This is a genomic window from Chryseobacterium sp., from assembly GCF_019236175.1.
Taxonomy (GTDB): domain Bacteria; phylum Bacteroidota; class Bacteroidia; order Flavobacteriales; family Weeksellaceae; genus Chryseobacterium.
The window spans coordinates 37,059-55,969 of the sequence record NZ_JAFAJM010000005.1 but is presented as its reverse complement, the minus strand read 5'-3'; the positions used below and the strand labels follow the sequence as shown (position 1 = coordinate 55,969).

General features: G+C 37.8%; 16 protein-coding genes. 7 read left to right on the top strand and 9 right to left on the bottom strand.

Going from position 1 to position 18,911, the window contains the following annotated elements:
• Positions 1–100: 100 nt before the first annotated feature.
• Both prfB and JO178_RS04425 read left to right on the top strand, forming a co-directional pair.
• A complete protein-coding gene (gene prfB / locus JO178_RS04430; protein WP_291932287.1) occupies positions 101–1,213 on the top strand; it encodes a peptide chain release factor 2 in 1,113 nt (370 codons plus the stop codon).
• 87 nt (positions 1,214–1,300) lie between these two features.
• Positions 1,301–1,999, top strand: coding sequence for a VTT domain-containing protein (locus JO178_RS04425; RefSeq protein WP_291932284.1), 699 nt, complete (start codon positions 1,301–1,303; stop codon positions 1,997–1,999).
• 41 nt (positions 2,000–2,040) lie between these two features.
• Here the strand turns inward: JO178_RS04425 and JO178_RS04420 are convergent, their stop codons facing one another.
• Positions 2,041–2,910, bottom strand: coding sequence for an alpha/beta hydrolase (locus tag JO178_RS04420; protein ID WP_291932281.1), 870 nt, complete (start codon positions 2,908–2,910; stop codon positions 2,041–2,043).
• Positions 2,911–3,043: 133 nt separating this feature from the next.
• Here JO178_RS04420 and JO178_RS04415 point away from each other — a divergent pair, with 133 nt between their 5' ends.
• A complete protein-coding gene (locus JO178_RS04415) occupies positions 3,044–3,925 on the top strand; it encodes a DUF808 domain-containing protein (RefSeq protein WP_291932277.1) in 882 nt (293 codons plus the stop codon).
• A gap of 125 nt (positions 3,926–4,050) precedes the next feature.
• Here the strand turns inward: JO178_RS04415 and dnaJ are convergent, their stop codons facing one another.
• The 5 genes from dnaJ to proS form a co-directional block, all read right to left on the bottom strand.
• Positions 4,051–5,169, bottom strand: coding sequence for a molecular chaperone DnaJ (gene dnaJ / locus JO178_RS04410; RefSeq protein ID WP_291932272.1), 1,119 nt, complete (start codon positions 5,167–5,169; stop codon positions 4,051–4,053).
• Between the two features lie 109 nt (positions 5,170–5,278).
• Positions 5,279–5,818, bottom strand: a complete 540-nt coding sequence (locus tag JO178_RS04405) for a nucleotide exchange factor GrpE (protein WP_291932981.1) — start codon at positions 5,816–5,818, stop codon at positions 5,279–5,281.
• 295 nt (positions 5,819–6,113) lie between these two features.
• Entirely contained in the window at positions 6,114–7,451 is a 1,338-nt protein-coding gene (locus JO178_RS04400; protein ID WP_291932270.1) for an Nramp family divalent metal transporter, read from the bottom strand.
• A 114-nt stretch (positions 7,452–7,565) separates the two neighbouring features.
• A complete protein-coding gene (locus JO178_RS04395; protein ID WP_291932267.1) occupies positions 7,566–8,897 on the bottom strand; it encodes an OmpA family protein in 1,332 nt (443 codons plus the stop codon).
• A gap of 120 nt (positions 8,898–9,017) precedes the next feature.
• On the bottom strand, positions 9,018–10,493 hold the full coding sequence (gene proS, locus JO178_RS04390) for a proline--tRNA ligase (protein ID WP_291932265.1): 1,476 nt from the start codon (positions 10,491–10,493) through the stop codon (positions 9,018–9,020).
• Between the two features lie 143 nt (positions 10,494–10,636).
• Between proS and JO178_RS04385 the strand changes: the two genes are divergently transcribed.
• Both JO178_RS04385 and JO178_RS04380 read left to right on the top strand, forming a co-directional pair.
• A complete protein-coding gene (locus JO178_RS04385) occupies positions 10,637–11,746 on the top strand; it encodes a prolyl-tRNA synthetase (RefSeq protein WP_291932262.1) in 1,110 nt (369 codons plus the stop codon).
• Between the two features lie 54 nt (positions 11,747–11,800).
• Positions 11,801–13,195 carry a hemin receptor gene (locus JO178_RS04380; protein WP_291932258.1) on the top strand — a complete coding sequence of 465 codons (1,395 nt, stop codon included), beginning with the start codon at positions 11,801–11,803 and terminating at the stop codon, positions 13,193–13,195.
• 66 nt (positions 13,196–13,261) lie between these two features.
• Here the strand turns inward: JO178_RS04380 and JO178_RS04375 are convergent, their stop codons facing one another.
• Positions 13,262–13,978 carry a ZIP family metal transporter gene (locus JO178_RS04375; RefSeq protein WP_291932255.1) on the bottom strand — a complete coding sequence of 239 codons (717 nt, stop codon included), beginning with the start codon at positions 13,976–13,978 and terminating at the stop codon, positions 13,262–13,264.
• A complete protein-coding gene (locus JO178_RS04370; protein ID WP_291932253.1) occupies positions 13,978–14,703 on the bottom strand; it encodes a class I SAM-dependent methyltransferase in 726 nt (241 codons plus the stop codon). Before JO178_RS04370 ends, JO178_RS04375 begins: the two co-directional genes overlap by 1 nt.
• A 137-nt stretch (positions 14,704–14,840) precedes the next feature.
• Between JO178_RS04370 and JO178_RS04365 the strand changes: the two genes are divergently transcribed.
• Both JO178_RS04365 and JO178_RS04360 read left to right on the top strand, forming a co-directional pair.
• Positions 14,841–16,004, top strand: coding sequence for a class I SAM-dependent RNA methyltransferase (locus tag JO178_RS04365; RefSeq protein WP_291932250.1), 1,164 nt, complete (start codon positions 14,841–14,843; stop codon positions 16,002–16,004).
• Between the two features lie 518 nt (positions 16,005–16,522).
• Positions 16,523–17,527, top strand: coding sequence for a glycosyltransferase (locus tag JO178_RS04360; RefSeq protein ID WP_291932246.1), 1,005 nt, complete (start codon positions 16,523–16,525; stop codon positions 17,525–17,527).
• Positions 17,528–17,562: 35 nt separating this feature from the next.
• On the opposite strand, the gene JO178_RS04355 is transcribed toward JO178_RS04360, so the two are convergent.
• A complete protein-coding gene (locus JO178_RS04355) occupies positions 17,563–18,789 on the bottom strand; it encodes an aminotransferase class I/II-fold pyridoxal phosphate-dependent enzyme (RefSeq protein WP_291932243.1) in 1,227 nt (408 codons plus the stop codon).
• Positions 18,790–18,911: the final 122 nt, after the last annotated feature.

The window sequence follows — 18,911 nt, the reverse complement described above, 5'->3', positions numbered from 1 at the left end:
GATATCAGGAACCTTAAAGTCTTCATCCGGCATCTAAAACTCAAGATCCTAAGCTTTCCACTCCAAAAGAAATCCTTATTTTTGCAAAAAAGAAAAAATCGTGATTAACAACGACCAGATAAAAGAAGTTCAGTCCAGAATTGAAGATTTACATCGTTATCTTCAGATTGAAAAAAAGAAGATAGAAATTGCCAATGATGATGAAAAAACAGCCGCACCTGAGTTTTGGGATAATCCTAAAACTGCCGAAGCTTTTCTGAAACAGCTTCGTTCCAAGAAAAAATGGGTGGAAGGTTACGATGAAATTCATACCCAGTTTGAAGACCTTCAGGTATTGGCAGACTTTGCCAAAGAAGACCCTGATTCCGAAAAAGAACTGGATGAAACATTTCCGCAGCTGGTGGAAAAAATAGAAGACCTGGAGTTTAAAAACATGCTTTCTAACGAAGGAGATGAGCTTTCAGCGGTTCTTCAGATTACAGCCGGAGCAGGAGGAACGGAAAGTTGCGACTGGGCATCCATGCTGATGAGAATGTATACGATGTGGGCAGAAAAGCAGGGGTATAAAATCCGTGAACTGAACTTCCAGGAAGGAGATGTAGCCGGAGTGAAGACCGTTACCCTTGAAATAGAAGGTGAATTTGCCTTCGGATATTTGAGAGGCGAAAACGGAGTTCATCGTTTGGTAAGAATTTCACCATTTGACAGTAATGCAAAACGTCATACGAGTTTTGTTTCTGTTTATGTGTATCCTTTAGTAGACGATACCATCGAAATTAATATTAACCCTGCCGATATATCCTTTGAAACAATGAGGTCTTCAGGTGCCGGAGGTCAGAACGTAAACAAAGTAGAGACAGCAGTACGTCTTCGTCACGCACCCACCGGAATTATTATTGAAAACTCAGAATCCCGTTCGCAGCTTCAGAATAAAGAAAAAGCCATGCAGCTCTTACGTTCCAGATTATATGAAATGGAATTGGAAGAACGAATGAAAGCCAGAAATGAGATTGAAGCAAACAAAATGAAGATCGAGTGGGGAAGCCAGATCCGAAACTATGTAATGCATCCTTATAAACTGGTGAAAGATGTACGTTCAGGACATGAAACCTCAGATGTGGATGCTGTAATGAACGGAAATATCACTCCGTTCTTAAAAGCATTCCTGATGGCCGATGGAACGGCGGTTTCTGATGATGATATGGAACTGTAAAGGATCATATTTGAATTTTAGTTAAAATCTTATAATTTATTTTTGTTTCAGACATTTTAGACTTATTTTTGTTGTTCATCGATATATATGGAAGATTTTAATAGCTGGAAGGATTTATTAAACCCGGAGTTTTACATTAAAATGGGAGGGTTTTGGCTAATTTTATTTATTGTTTTTGCGGAAACAGGCCTTTTTGTAGGATTTTTTCTTCCCGGAGACTCTTTATTGTTTGTTTCAGGGATTTATGCTGTTGAGATCATCAAAGAGACATTTGGCTCTACAGGGAGCGATTTCTTAGATACAACTCTTTTAGCTTCAGGAGTAGCTCTTGCAGCTATTATCGGGAACGAAGTAGGATATTTTTTCGGAAGAAAGGCAGGCCCTGCTTTATATAAGAGACCGGATACGATGTTTTTTAAGAAAAAATATCTTTATCAGGCGCACGATTTCTTTGAAAAACATGGAGCTCTGGCCATTATTATGGCAAGATTTTTACCAGTAGTAAGAACTTTTACGCCCATTGTTGCAGGAATTGTGAAGATGGATAAAAAAGAATTTTTAAGAGATAATGTTATCGGGGCAGTATTATGGTCATTTATTCTGATCTTCGCAGGCCATTATCTTGATAAATTATTTATGGAACAATTTGGCATCAACCTTAAAGAGAAGCTGGAATACATTATCATTGTGATTGTATTGATTACTACGGTACCGGTGATTGCAAAATTTGTTTTCGGAAAAAAAGAAGACCTGTCTGATAAGTATGAAAATAAAGATTTTGAATAAATAACAAATATATTATAACAGATAACCTGCCGGAGAGCAGGTTATTTTTTTATCCATTCCAGAATACCGGGATAGATAATCCCGTCTCTTTTTCTTTTACTGAAAAATCTGGGTGTATGACCTGTTTTTTCCATAAATATCAGTTTATGAGGAATGTTAAGCTTTGTAAGTGCAGAATCCATTGCTAATCCCTGATGCTGATTCACCAGAATATCCTGATTTCCCTGAAACAATAAAGTAGGGACATTCGTAATGTTGGCGATTGGGCTGGCCTCTTTAAAGGCCTCGGAGACATTTTTCCGGTTAAATTTTGTTCCTACCACTTTTTGAATCGTAGGAGAAGTGTATTTGGAATAAAACGAATTCAGATATTCAGGACTGTAAAAGTCTGTGGGCCCGCTTAGAGAGATGATTTTTTTTACCTGATCAGGGTGCTGATATCCATACAACAGGGCAAGATGTCCTCCGGCGCTTTCTCCAAGCAGAATATAATTATCCGGGAGAAGTTCAGCCTTATCTGCTAAAGAATTAAATTTTTCAATAACACGGCCAATATCTTCAAGTTGTTGTTTGTAAGTAATGTTTTTCTTTTTGGAAACCAGCCTGTAGTTGATATTGATGCTGGGAATCTTATTTTCAAAAAGCATTTTCTGAAGCTGGATCATATGTTCTTTTTTGCCTAAAGTCCATGCACCGCCATGTACGATAAGCACCACGGGAGAATCTACCGGATAATCCCTAGGCAGGAAAATATCCATTTTCTGTCTTTTATGTTCTCCGTACTTTAAATTATAGATTTTCTGCTGGCCGCCGGGGCCTACCCAGACTTTAAATTTTGTATTGCAGGACTGCAGCAGAAAACCGATGCATCCCATAACGAAAAAATGATACTTGATAACCAGCCTTTTCATAGATCAAATGTAGTGAAAATAACAGATTTTTTTATTTCCAAAGCTTTAAAATTATTATTTTGCAAACAGGTAAAAAATAGAATTAAATATTTATTTTTGCTGAACTTAACAAAGATTAAAAAAACATTAAAATATGGCATCGGGCTTTTTTGCAATTTTAGATGATCTTGCAGCATTGATGGACGATGTAGCAGTAACCAGTAAAATTGCTACCCAGAAAACAGCAGGTATTTTAGGAGATGATCTCGCTGTAAATGCAGAAAAAGCTACAGGCTTCCTTTCTTCAAGAGAACTTCCCGTTTTATGGGCAATTACCAAAGGATCTTTTATCAATAAACTGATCATTCTTCCTATAGCGTTTCTTCTGAACTGGTTGTACAAACCGGCTATTGAAATGATTCTTATTCTGGGAGGTTTATATCTTGCATTTGAAGGGGTAGAAAAAATCATTGAATTCTTATTTCACCGTTCCAAAAAAGGACATGAAGTGGCAGAAGACAGTAAAGAAGATGAAAATCCGGAAGTTTCTGAGAAAGCAAAAATAAACTCAGCCATCAGGACAGACTTCATTCTTTCTATTGAAATTGTTATTATTGCTCTGGGAACAGTTATTCAGCAGGAGCATCCGCTTCTTACTCAGATTATTACGGTTACTTTTGTGTCATTTCTGGCTACGGTAGGCGTGTACGGAATCGTTGCCCTTATTGTAAGAATGGATGATGCAGGATTTTCATTGATTAAAAAAAGTCATGATAAAGGTTTCTTTTCAAAACTGGGACATTTATTGGTCAAAGCATTACCTGTCATTATTAAGTTGCTTGGAATCGTGGGAACGATCGCCTTGATCTTAGTTTCAGGCGGTATATTTTCTCACAATATTCATTATTTACATGAGCTATTACCAACATGGCCTTCCATTCTTAAAGAATTTACATTTGGAATTGTAGGCGGATTAGCTGCAGTGGCTGTCTTCACCATCGGGAAAACAATATATTCACGGGTAGTAAAAAAATAAAATTTTAGATTAAATAATGAGAAAAATCCTGTACTGATTGTAGTACAGGATTTTTGTTTTTAATCATGAGTATAGTGGCTAACTAAACAACGAAAAAAGGATTCCCGTAGGAATCCTTTTGTATATTAATTGAATAAATCTTTTACTTTATCAAAGAAAGTTTTCTCCTTTCCGGATGGTTCTGCAACCATTTCCCCGCTGGCCATCTGTTTTTCAAAGAAATCTTTCTGTTCTTTGGACAGCTTTTGCGGAGTCCATACATTAATATGGATAAACATATCGCCTTTTCCGTAGCTGTCGATACTTGGAAGACCTTTTCCTGCCAATCTCAGGATCTTTCCGGATTGAGTTCCCGGATCTACCGTAATCTTCACTTTCCCGCCGACAGTCGGGATTTCTCTTTTTGTTCCGAGAGCAGCTTCTGCAAATGAAACATACAACTCCTGATGAAGATTGTCACCCTCTCTTTTGATAACCGGATCTACCTCTTCTTCAACGATAACCAATAGGTCTCCCGGAGTTCCTCCAAACGGAGCATCATTTCCTTTACCTCTTACATTAAGCTGGATCCCGTCTCTTGCTCCTGCCGGGATATTTATCGTAATTTCCTCTTCATCCTTCACAAGTCCCTGTGCATTAGCTCCAGCAGGGATTTTGTCAGCTACTTTTCCGATTCCCTGACAAGTACCGCAGGTCGTTTGTGTCTGCATCTGACCAAACATAGTATTCATGACTTTTACCTGAACACCGGATCCGTTACAGGTAGGACATGTTTTTGAAGTAGCTCCTTCCGCTACTTTCATTTTTTTTACTTTAATGGTTTTTTGGGTACCATTTACCATTTCTTCAAGGTTCAGTTTGATTCTGATTCTTAAATTAGAACCTTTCACCTGCTGGCGTCCACCGCCACCGCCGCCGAAGCCTCCGAAACCTCCTCCGAAAATATCTCCAAACTGACTGAAGATATCCTCCATATTCATTCCGCCTCCGAAGCCACCGCCTCCAAAGCCACCATTTCCGCCTACTCCGGCGTGACCAAACTGGTCGTATCTGGCTCTTTTCTGATCGTCGCTTAATACTTCGTAAGCCTCAGCTGCTTCTTTGAATTTCTCTTCTGCCTCTTTATCTCCCGGATTTTTATCAGGGTGAAATTTGATGGCCATTTTTCGGTATGCTTTTTTTATTTCGTCGGCAGATGAAGATTTGCTGATCTCCAGAACCTCGTAATAATCTCTTTTTGACATGACTTTCTCTATCTATAATTGATGATTGATAAATGATAAAAGATATTAAAATTCAGTAATAAAAGTATAGCTTCCTATCTATTATCACTCATCATTTATCGTTTATATATTAGTTTCCTGTTACTACTTTTGCAAAACGGATTACCTTATCGCTTAAAGTATAGCCAGTTTCAATAACATCTACGATTTTTCCTTTTAAATCTGCTGAGGGAGCAGGAATTTGAGTAATCGCTTCATGGAAGTCTACATCAAAGTTGTCGCCTGCTTTTACTTCCATCGCTTTTAATCCTTTCTCAGTAAGTTTATTTTTGAATTTCTGATAGATCAGTTCTACCCCCTGAAGGTCTGCAGAATTCCCATTTTTAGCGATTTCTTTTAATGCTCTTTCGAAATCATCTAAAACGCCAAGCATAGAAACCATCATTTCCTGGTTCGCATACTGGAAGAATTCCATCTTCTCCTTAGACGTTCTTTTTTTATAGTTTTCAAACTCAGCATATAATCTGATGTAACGGTCTTTTTCTTCTGCCAAAAGTTCTTCAGCAGAAGGAGTAGCTGTCACATTGTCCTCAGATACGGCTTCGTTCTGAATGTTGTTTTCACCTTGATTATTGATGCTTTCTTCGTTAATATCCTGGTTTTCCATAATTCAATATTTATTTACTGATTGTTTGACAAAGACTCTGCCAAATAAAAAATCAGGACATTAAGGCAGAAAATGGCATTCATGAAAATGCCACAGATGATGATTTGTCAATAATGATGTTGTGGAACTATTCCAATGAAGATATGAAATGAAAAGCAGGTCAATCAGCTGTGTTTTTTAAGGGGTACGTAATGCGATTTTAGAGATCAGATCATTAAGCATGAAATGATAAACCAGTAGCTTCAGCTCCCCGTATATCTGAAAAAATGACACCTGCAGCCCATTATCCCGGATACTATTACTGTTCTCCTGTAAATGTCTGGTATAACAAATACAGGTTTAAAATGATAATAATAACAGAAATAGCCCAAACACAGATTTTCATAATAGGTTTGTTGACAAATTCTCCCATTTTAGCTTTATCATTGGTAAACATAACCAACGGGACTACCGCAAAACTAAGCTGCATAGAAAGAATGACCTGACTTAATACCAGTAATTCGGTGGTTCCCTGTTCTCCGTAAAGGATAGCGACAATTAATGCAGGAATAACGGCAATCAGCCTTGTGATCAGTCTTCGCAGCCAGGGTTTTAGTTTGATATTTAAAAAACCTTCCATTACAATCTGTCCGGCCAGTGTTCCGGTAAGGGTGGAGTTTTGTCCGGATGCAAGCAGAGCAATCGCAAATGCAATACTAGCCATGGAAGCTCCCAGAATAGGGGTCAGCATTTTATAAGCGTCATGGATGTCTGCAACATGTTCATTTCCTGTTGTATGAAAGGTAGCTGCAGCCAGTATAAGGATGGCCCCGTTGATAAAAAAGGCCAGCATTAAAGAAACGGTACTGTCTAACGTTGCAAATTTAATGGCTTCCTTTTTTCCTTCCGTGTCACGGGTGTAGTCTCTGGTCTGAACAATACTGCTGTGTAAATATAAATTATGAGGCATTACAGTGGCTCCCAGAATTCCGATTGCAATATAAAGCATAGCAGGATTCTGAATAACTTCCTTTTGCGGGACTAATCCGCCAAGAATTTCATAGAAAGCTGGTTTTGAAATAACGATTTCATAAGCAAAACACGCCAGAATAATAAAAATAAGTCCGCCCACAATACTTTCTATCCATCGGAAACCTTTGGCCTGAAGGAGTAAAATAACCAAAACATCCACTGTCGTAATCACAATTCCCCAGGTTAATGGAATATGGAATAATAGATTTAAGGCGATGGCAGAGCCTATCACTTCAGCAAGATCACAGGCGGCAATTGCTATTTCACAAAATACCCAGAGAATAAAATTGGTTGTGGGGCTAAAATGGTCTCTACAGGCCTGAGCCAGATCTCTTTCCGCGACTACGCCCAGTTTTACCGATAAATGTTGTAAAACCATTGCGAAAATATTGGAAATAAGAATGACTGACAGAAGGGTATATCCGAATTGTGCACCGCCGGCAATATCTGTTGCCCAGTTTCCCGGATCCATATAGCCCACGGCGATCATTAATCCGGGCCCTGTAAATGCAAGATATTTTCTCCAGAATGATCCTTTTTTAGGAACTTTAACAGAAGAATAAACCTCTGATAAAGAATGAGATGTTTTATCTTTTCGCCAGGCGCTTTTTAAATTGAAATTCATAAATGTTAGAAATGACTAACAAATTTAATTAAATAAATGTAAACAGAAAAATTAAGACATAAAAAAATCCCGAAAAGTGTTTTTCGGGATCTAATTTTTATTAAGTCTAAAGATTTATTTTGAAAATCTTACAGACATTTTTCTGTCTGCAGCTCTTTCTGCATCTGAAGCTTTTGCATCTACTTTAGCGAATTTACTTCCGTAACCTTCCGCTCCAAGTACCTGAGCACCTACTCCTGCTTTACCTAAAGCAGCTTTAATATAATCTGCTCTTGCCTGAGATAGCTTTATGTTAGAAGCTTCATTACCTGTTTTATCTGTGTAGCCACCGATTTTGATTTTAGCATCAGGGAAAGCTTTTAAGATCGCTACAAGGTTGTCCATCTGGCCTTGTGAACCAGCTTCTAATTCAGTAGAACTTCCCATTTTAAAATTAACATGGTCAAAGTCATACCATTTTTCTTTCAATGCTGAATCGTCAGCAGCATTTTTATAACCGCCCGATTTAAGGAAAGAAATCATCTGATCTTCCATACCGCCTTTGTAGCCTTTTAGCATAACTCCGTTAAGGTCAATATTTTCATCAGTCTTAGTGGTTGTCGCAGCAGGGGTTGCTGTTCCTGAAACAGTGGCTGTATCTTTAGTGGCGCCTGTATTGGCAGAATCAGACATTGTTGTTGTAGTCGTCGTCGTCTCTTTTTTCTTACATTGTTTCATTAAGAAATAAGCGGCTGCTACTAATAATAAAAGCGGAAGCAACCATTTCCAGATTGAGCCTCCGCCTTGATTATTATTGTTGTTATTATTAAATTGTTCTCTTATCTCTCTTGCTCCTTCATTAACATTTTCTCTGGCTGTAGCCACTCCTTCCGCAATATTATCCTTCGCTGTAGAAGTTACCGAAGAAACTGTTTCTTTAGCCTGCCCAAACCAGTTTTCAGCTCCTAAACCAAAAGAAGCCAAAGAAAGACCTGCCGGCAGTAAAGAAGAAACAATGCCTTTCTGATCATTCAATAAACTGGAAATTCCTGAAGCTCCTAGATTGTTATCTGCTGCATATTTTCCAACAGTACCTACCGTAGCTCCGGTTACCAGATTTAATAAAGAACCTGCAGTATTATTGCTGACTCCTGAAAAACTGGCAATGGAATTGACAAGTCCACTCACCTTATCTCCAAAAAGAGAAGATAATAAGTTGGAAATAATAGGATTGCTGGATGAACCTCCCAGTAAGTTTCCTAAAATTCCACTTGAAGAAGCTTTCGTTATAGCGTCTACCACACCAGGGTTATCTGCATGATTGGCCAGCCCTCCCACTACTGCAGGTAATAAGCCGCCAATGGCTTTAGAAATACCAGATTCGCTTTCTCCAAACTGTGATGCAGCCTGTGATACTAAAGCGGGACCTAATTGTCCTTTAATTAAATCAATGACATTTAAAGACATAATAATAAATTTTTTTGGATTAATGTTGTGATAAATTTAAACAAAAATCCGTCCAAAATGTCACTTTTTTTTGAATATTTCTTGAAAAGAGAACGAAAAATTTAAAAATTATCAAAATTATTAGTACGCTTTTGCGAATAATACACGTCTCTGAGAAGGCTTTCCGGAGATCAATGAAACTCCTTCTTCCACATCATCATCCAAAGGAATACATCTGATCGTCGCTTTAGTTTCATCCTTGATCTGCTCTTCCTCTTCAGCAGTACCATCCCAGTGAGCATAAATAAATCCTCCTTTCTCCTCTAAAACTTTCTTAAACTCTTCATAGGTATCCACTTTTGTGATATTATCCTTTCTGAAGTTGAAAGCTTTGTTGAAAATATCCTGCTGAATGGTTTTCAATAATTCTTCAATATATGAATCCAACCCTTCAATAGAACGAACTTCTTTTGTCAGATTATCTCTTCTTGCAATTTCTACAGAATTGTTTTCAAGATCTCTTGGTCCCATTGCAATTCTTACCGGAACACCTTTCAATTCATATTCCGCAAATTTCCAGCCCGGCTTGTTCTGGGTATCGTTATCGAATTTAACAGAGATGCCTTTGGCTCTTAATTTAGCCTGAATTTCTAAAGCAACCTCACTGATCTGAGCCAATTGTTCTTCACCTTTAAAAATAGGCACAATTACTACCTGAATAGGTGCCAGTGTTGGAGGTAATACCAAACCGAAGTCGTCAGAGTGAGTCATAATCAAAGCACCCATCAGACGTGTTGATGTTCCCCATGATGTTGCCCATGCATGTTCGATTTTTCCTTCTTTGTTCGTGAATTTTACATCAAACGCTTTTGCGAAATTCTGACCTAAGAAGTGAGAAGTTCCTGCCTGAAGTGCTTTACCGTCCTGCATTAATGCTTCGATACAATAAGTCTCATCTGCACCTGCAAATCTTTCAGAAGGTGTTTTTAATCCCTGAATAACAGGAATAGCCATAAAGTTTTCAGCAAAATCCGCATATACTTTGTTCATTTTTTCTGCCTCTTCTACAGCTTCATCTTTTGTAGCGTGAGCCGTATGCCCTTCCTGCCACAAGAATTCCGCAGTTCTAAGAAATAGACGGGTTCTCATTTCCCAACGCACGACATTCGCCCACTGGTTGATAAGTATAGGTAAATCTCTGTAAGACTGAATCCAGTTTTTATATGTATTCCAGATAATTGCTTCAGATGTAGGACGAACAATAAGTTCCTCTTCCAGCTTTGCATCCGGATCTACAATCAGTTTAGAAGGATTATTTGGGTCAGTTTTTAATCTGTAGTGAGTCACTACAGCACATTCTTTTGCAAAACCTTCTGCATTTTTTTCCTCAGCCTCAAATAAGCTCTTGGGCACAAAAAGCGGGAAGTATGCATTCACGTGACCTGTTTCTTTGAATTTTTTATCCATTTCATCACGCATTTTTTCCCAGATTGCATAGCCGTACGGTTTGATTACCATACATCCGCGAACTCCTGAGTTTTCAGCCAAATCAGCTTTTACAACCAGCTCGTTATACCATTTGCTGTAATCTTCGCTTCTTGAGGTTAATTTTGCCATTATCTTTTAAAATTTTTTTAACTTTTGCACATTATTGTTATCTAAAAATAAAAATCTATTTTTGATAGATTTTTTAATCAGTATTTGGTACATTTTTGGTACAGATTGCAAATATAATTTAATTTAAAAATTTTTACGTTATCATGAAAAGAAATATACATAAAAATTTGCTTGGTTTGCTAAGATCTAAAGGAATTTTAGCAATTTCGGGTGGATTACTGCTTGTGTCTTGTGGTGCTCAGATGGGAGGGTATAGCGAGACCGACGGGGTTTATTATGACCCTAATAAGGATACGCTACCAGAAGGAGTGATCATTAATGGTAGCGGAAACAGAGTAGGCGAATATTACGACTACTATCAGGATTCTAATGTGATCCAAAATGCACAGGAAAATTCAAGAGACCAACAAAATAAATATAACGACTGGAGCGGTACAAATCCTAATTGGGGTACCAATGCTACAGATTCTGACTGGGGTGCCTTTGCAGGTTCTCAAACCAACTATTATAATAATTCCTGGGGATACGGATACGGTTATCCGGGAGGATGGTATGGAGGATATAGCCCATATTGGGGCTGGAACCGTGGATGGGGCTGGAATATGGGATTGTCCTGGGGTTGGGGCGGATCTTTCGGATGGGGCTGGGGAGGCTCTTTCGGCTGGGGAAGTCCTTACTGGGGTGGTTACTATGATCCATTCTGGGGCGGATACTATGGCAACCCTTATTGGGGCTATGGTGGTTATGGAGGATATTGGGGGGGTGGCTACTACCGACCTGTCAATTACAGAAGAAGTGGAGCTACAGGAGGTTTTGTAGGTAGTCCTGCCATTGGAAGTGCTATCTACAGATCTAATACAACCAATATGGCGAATACCGGTTCGGGATTCAGAAATAATGGAAATACCAATACCGGCGGCTTCAGAGACGGGTCTAATAATGGTTACAGACAAGGAAATTCAGGCGGCTTCAGACAGGGGAACTCTGGCGGATTCAGACAAGGGAATTCCGGTGGATTTAGAGGGGATTCTAATTCCGGAGGTTTCAGACAAGGAAACCAGGGTGGATTCCGTAATTCTATGCCGCCACAATACAATTCTCAGCCTAGATATAACAACGGAGGATTCAGATCTATGGATTCCGGTGGAGGCTTCAGAAGCGGCGGCGGCTTTAATTCCGGCGGCGGAGGCTTCAGAGGAGGAGGCGGCGGAGGCGGCATGAGATCCGGTGGTGGTAGCGGCGGCTTCAGATAATCTTTAAGTAAATAAACTATTAATAATATAATGTTAAAAAAATCTTTAGTATTAATGAGTATTTCTGCAGCTTTCTTTGCGCAGGCTCAGGATGTTTCTGTGTTAAGGAATACTGTAGATGTTTACTCTAATTCTCCGATGGTGGGCTCAGCTAAATTTAATGGAATGGCTGGTTCAAACGGGGCATTAGGAGGTGATGCAAGTTCCCTTCTTACGAACCCGGCAGGTTTAGGGGTGGCGATTTCAGGAGAGGCTTCTGCTACTTTATCCATTACAGGTAATAAGAACAGCAGTTCTATGGCTGGTGCTACTTTAGACTATAGCAAAACGAGAGGAGATCTTGGAAATGCAGGAGGTATTATTTCATTTCCGTTGATGACTGGAACAGCGTGGAAGTTTATTAATATTGGTGTTAACTATTCTAATCAGTCTCTTGATAATGTAATACAGTCTCCGGGTAACAGTAATGTAATCTACGATATGGATTCTAAGGATCCTTCTACAGGAGCGTCACTGGCAGCCCATGCTTATTCAAGATATGGAAATTTATCAAAAATGAGTTTCGGGGTAGGAGCTAATTATAATCACAGCTTTTATATCGGAGCAGGATTGAATTTTTTCAATGCGACGGTAGATCAGTCTGACAGGCTGGCTTATCAGAACCTCCAGACTCAGAGAATAGAAGCATTCGATAAGCAGGATACTCCCTATTATGAAAGATCATCAGGTTTTTCAGCATCCTTAGGGGTAATTGGTAAATTGAGCCGTAATTTCAGAGTGGGAGCAACTCTTGAGACCCCTACTTTCTGGAGTATAGACAGAGATTATACCTATTATTACAATCAGCCGAATCCGGGAAAAGATATGGGTTATGAATCAAGAAAGTTCACTTCTCCGCTTAAAGCAACGGTAAGTGCTGCATTTGTAGCCAATAAGAATTTCTCTTTGAACGTAGACTATACCTTAGGGCTTACGAAACCTGATTATAAAGTATACGGTCCGGCTGAGAGAGAAATTAATGATTTCTTTAAAGCAAATTACAAAAACTTATCCGAGCTGAGACTTGGAGCAGAATACAGAATTCAACAACTTAGATTAAGAGGAGGATATTCTTATGTGTCCAGTCCTTTTGATGCGCTTACGATTGACAGATTTAACAGTGCGGGAACTGTGGGAGAGGAGTCATACAGTAATCTTATACTGAACAACAGAAACCTGGTTTCTTTCGGTATTGGGTATGATTTCAAAGCATTCTATATAGATGCTTCTTATCAGAATATAACTTCTAAGTACAGCAATCCTTTCATGAGAGGAATTCAGACCAGTAATATAGATACTGCGTATTATTCTAATTCTTCTACCAATGTAGTGGCAAGTGATGCATATGCAGTTTCAGATGTTAAAAACAGCAGAAATAATTTCTTCCTTACCTTTGGATGGAAATTCTAATTTCTGATTTCTATAACAATAAAAGCTCCGGATATTCCGGAGCTTTTTTATGTCGTCAAAATATTTTTAATGAGGATGATGATGAAAGATATGCATGATGAGCGCAAGGGAGACTCCCAGTACTACCAAACCTATTTTTACCCAATCTATATTGTGGTTTTTATTACTTTCAAAAATAATCACTGATGAAATATGAAGAAAGATTCCGCCTACGATAGCTAAGAAATAAGGTTGTAAGTCCGGATTAAAATAATTTCCCAGTAACATTCCCATTGGAGAGGCTAAAGAGAAAAGAGCCACAATCAGTAAAGAAGGGTAAGAGGATGTGTTTCTCGATTCATCTTTCCTGTTAAACAGGAAGGCACCCAAAATAAAAGAGATCGGAAGATTATGAAATAAAATTCCCAAAAGATAGGGTGATAATTCATGTTTTTCGTTCGCAAGGGGGATTCCTTCAATAAATGCATGGATAAATAGTCCTACCATTAAAGCTATGGGAAGGATGTTGTGTTCATTATGGTGATGGAAGTGTCCGTGCTCAAACCCCTTGGTTAAAGCTTCCAGAATCATCTGAAGAAGAACTCCTGCGATGACGAATATTCCGAGGCTGCTGCCTGCATTGGAAGTATAGACCTCAGGAAAGACTTCGTTCAGACAGATGGTAATCAGAAAACCGGCACTTAGAATCAGTAGATTTTTAGCCAGTTTTTCTTTTTTACCAAAATGTTTCCCCAGAAATACCCCTGCGATTACACTTAAAATCAGTAAAAGTACTGTGGTCATTATTTTTTCTTAAATAAATTGATGCAACGCGGAGAGTTTTCTCTGTCAAATTCATTCAGCTGATAATCTCCCCAGATTTTTATTCTTTCAAAACCGCATTCTGAAGCATAAGCATTGATGGCTTCCAGAGTATGAAGTTTTACTTTTTCAAAAAAATGAAATGTTTTACCGTCTGCTTCGAAACGGATATCCTTGATCACGTGTCTGCCTTCAATCTTTTTAAGGATTTTAAAGTCAATGTCTCCTCGTGTTACATGGCTTTCAGGGATCATATTTTTTCTGACATATTCTTCATTAAGATAATCCAGCACGAAATATCCTCCGGGTTTCAGTACATTATATACAGACTGGAAGACCTTTTTATCGTCATTCTCGTTATCAAAGTATCCAAAGCTGGTAAATAAGTTGAATACGGCATCCATAGGATCAGCATCGATTGGATTTCTCATGTCATGCACTTCAAAAATCAATGTTTGATTTTCAAATTGTTTATCAGATTCAATGCTCTGTCTTGACAGATCCAGTCCCAAAACATCATATCCTAGTTTATTCAGAAAAACGGAGTGTCTTCCCTTACCACAAGCAAGATCTATGATTTTGGAATTGGGCGGAAGCTGAAGGTCCGCAGTAAGTTTTGTGATGAAGTTTTCGGCTTCTGTATAGTCTCTGTTGCTATAAAGCAGATGATAATAAGGGGTATCAAACCAAGATTCAAACCATTCCATAATGCAAAAATAACTAAATTTGTGCGGTTAAAAGCAAAGTATTTTACAACATTAAAAGATTGAAAAATTCAATTAGGTCATTGGTTGGGTGTTCAATGTGTTGGTTGTTAGTGTTTTAAAACTTTTAATTCTTATTTATGGATACGGAAAATATAAAAATTCAGATAAAAACATTCTTCGGACTGGAGCAGATTCTTGCAGAAGAAATTAAAAAATTAGGTGGAAGAAATGTTGAAATTAAGAATAGGGCGGTCAATTGTGAAGGAGATCTTGGTTTTCTTTACAAAATAAATTATTCGGCCAGAACAGCGCTGAAAATTTTAGTGCCTATTCATGAGTTTAAAGCCTTTAACCAACATCAGTTCTATGACAGGCTTTTTAAATTTCCATGGGAAGATTTTATGGATGTTGATCAGTCTTTTTCAATAGATTCGACGGTGAATTCTGAAACTTTTAAGCATTCACAATTTGTGACTTTAAAGATGAAAGATGCTATTGTGGATTATTTTCAGGAAAAATTTAAAAGACGTCCGAATGTAGAAACTAAAAATCCGGATATCAAGTTCCATCTTCATATTGACAGGGAACTGGTCATAATTTCTTTAGATTCATCCGGAGATCCTTTATTTAAAAGAGGGTATAGAAGAGAGCAGGGTGAAGCCCCGATCAATGAAGTGCTGGCAAGCGGAATGCTTCAACTGGCCGGCTGGGACGGAAAAGGAAATTTCCTTGATCCGATGTGCGGTTCCGGAACATTATTGATTGAAGCGGCAATGATAGCCCTTGATCTTCCGGCTCAGATTTTCAGAAGAAGATTTGCATTTCAGAATTGGAGTAATTATGATGCTGACTTATTTGCAAAAATTAAGGAATTCAGAATCAACAGAGTGAGGCAGTTTGACGGGAAAATTGTAGGATATGATATTGATGCCAGAATGCTGAATGCAGCAAGAATCAATGTTGAAGCTGCAGAAATGGAAGATGTCATTGAGATCAAAAAGCAGAATTTCTTTGATTCTAAAAAAGAACTTTTCCCATTATTGATGGTGTTTAATCCTCCTTATGATGAGAGAATTTCCATTAATGATGATGATTTCTATAAAAAGATAGGGGATACCTTTAAAACAAGCTATCCTAATACACTGGCCTGGCTGATTTCTTCCGATCTTGAAGCCGTGAAAAAAATAGGGTTACGTCCTTCGAGAAAGATTAAACTTTTCAATGGTAAGCTGGAAACCAGATTTTTGCAGTATGAAATGTATGAAGGAACAAAGAAAGTGCATAAATTAGAAGGGAAATAATTTTTGATGATAAAAAAATATGAGCTGGAGCTTTTTTGATTTTTTGGATGTTTTTGTGGACGGTGTCAGCTCTTTGAGCTCAGGGGCCAATCCTGGAGGTTTTGAAAATGAAATTAAAAAACACAATAGGAAGACCCGAAAATATAAATATTATACTGAAAAGGTCAGTCTCCGTTTCATTGTAACAGCAGCTTTTTTTTTCTTTATTGCCTTTCAAGGTCCGTTACCTGCAGAAAATCATACACAGACAATAATTATCGGCTCTTTAATAGGGCTGGCTATTTCGTTTTTGCTGTTTTTTATTTTGCATGTACTGGAAGTTTATTATTTTAAAAGTCTCTTTAAACTGATACTTTTTAGCTGCTCAGTTATTGTATTTATGATTTCACTGGTATTTTGTATCTATTTTAAATCAGGGATATTTATTTAAGAAGCCTAATAGAGTTAATTTCTCAGAAGAAGCTGTCAAACTGTTTGTAGTTTCTCCTGTGAATAAGTAATTTTGAAAAATTTTCAATTTGAAACCTAGTATTTCCATTATTGTTGCTATTTACAACCGAAAGGATGAGCTTTTCGAGTTGCTGACTTCACTTACCCTGCAAACGGATAAAGAATTTGAAATTATTATCGTTGACGATGGCTCTGTTATCGATCTGAAACCTACAATAAAGAATTTTGAAGAGATTCTGGATATTAAATATTTCAGAAAGGATAATTCCGGACCGGGACTGACAAGAAACTATGGTGCGGCAAGAGCAGCGAATGAATGGCTGGTTTTTGTAGACAGTGATGTGATCGTTGAGAAAGACTATATCGAGCATATTAAAAAAGATATTCAGACGATTCCGTGTGACGCTTTTGGTGGTGCAGATAAGGCCCATAAAGGTTTTAATCTGATGCAGAAAGCAATTTCGTATTCTATGACTTCTGTTTTTACAACCGGAGGGATCAGAGGCAGCAAGAAGGCTGTTTCCAAATTTCAGCCCAGAAGCTTTAATATGGGAGTGAAAAAAGAAGTTTTTAATAAAGTAGGCGGATTTTCAGAAATGAGAATAGGGGAAGATCCGGATTTATCAATGACGCTTTGGGAAAATGGATATACGACTGCGTTTTTTAATGATATTGCAGTTTATCATAAACGCAGAGTTGATTTTGGTAAATTCTCCAAGCAGGTCTATCAGTTCGGATGTGCAAGGCCTATTCTGAATCAGAGGCATCCCAATTATGTAAAGATTTCCTTTGCTTTTCCTACCTTATTTATGTTAGGCTATATTATGGGATTTTTAGAATACTTTATTCTTGGAAAAGGGATTATTCTGACTTTTTATGGTCTTTACACTTTTCTGGTTCTTTTCCATGCTTTATTATTGACTAAAAACATAAGTATTGCCGGTATGGCAGTTATTTCAACTTATATTCAGATGTTTTCATATGGCTATGGTTTTCTGAAATCCTGGATTCTCTTAAATGTTTTTAAAATGAGACCGGAGGATGCTTTTCCTCATCATTACCATAAAAAATAAAAGCTGCCGAAAGGCAGCTTTTATTAACAATAAAATTAGAGTATAGAAATGTTTTCATGGTTAAGAATACCTACTTTCAGCATGCATTCTTTCATTTTGTGGTAGGTTCGTTTTATATCATGATCCAGCCCGATTGAGAATCTGATCAGCCCGTCAGAAATACCTATAGAAGTTCGTTCTTCTTCCGGAATCTCAGATGAGGTAGATTTTCCTGAACAGGAGAACAGTGTTTTATAGAATCCTAAACTTACAGCAAGATAGCCTAGGTTTTCTTCCTGCATAAGTTCCATAAGTTCATTAGCTTTTTCTGTAGTACCTGCATCTAATGTTAATAATCCTCCGTATCCGTATTCCTCATGAATCATACTTTTCATAAGTTCATGGTTTTTATGGGATGGTAAGCCGGGATAAGATATTTTCAGGCCGTCTCTTTCAAATCTCTCAGCCAGGTACATTGCATTGTAGCTGTGTTGTTTAATTCTGATATGAAGTGTTCTCAGATTTTTTAAAATACTTGCAGATCTGAAGCTATCCATTGTAGGACCAAGAAGCATACATGCTCCTGAGTTTACATTCTTAGTATCATTAATAAATTCCTGAGTTCCACAATATACGCCACCTACAGTATCACTGCTTCCGTTGATAAATTTTGTTAAGCTGTGGATCACAATATCTGCTCCAAACAATGTTGGAGAAATAGAAAGCGGAGAGAATGTATTGTCTACAATCAGTTTTAAATTGTGCTTTTTACAGAGTGCTGAAAGTTTTTTAAGATCAGCTACTTCAAGAAGCGGATTACTAACACTTTCACAATAGATTACTTTGGTATTAGGCTTAATAGAGTTTTCAACAGCTTCAAAATTTCCGATATCTACAAAAGAGGTTTCAACATGAAATGAAGGCAGGAAATTCTTCAGAAAAGCATAGGTTCCACCATAGATCGTTCTGCTGGAAATAATGTGATCACCGCTTTTGCATACCTGCATCAGAACAGATGTAATAGCCCCCATTCCGGAAGCCGTAACATTCGCTGATTCTGTATTTTCTAATTTTGCCAGAGCCTGAGCCAGGTAAAGATTCATCGGAGATGAATGTCTTGAGTACAGATAACATCCTTCAGCATTGCCCTCAAAAGTATCAAACATTGTTTTGGCAGAAAGGAAAGTATAGGTAGAGCTGTCAGAGATGGATGGGTTCACTCCACCGAATTCACCAAAATACTGAAGATCCTGGATTTCATTGGCTGCATTAAAATTTTCCATAAGCATTGTTTTTATTTTACAGGCCTAAATTGCGTTAATTTCATAATTATTACAATATAAATTTGAATTTATAGAATATAAAACTAAAAATCATTGTTTATTTAGAAAATATATTTAGTATC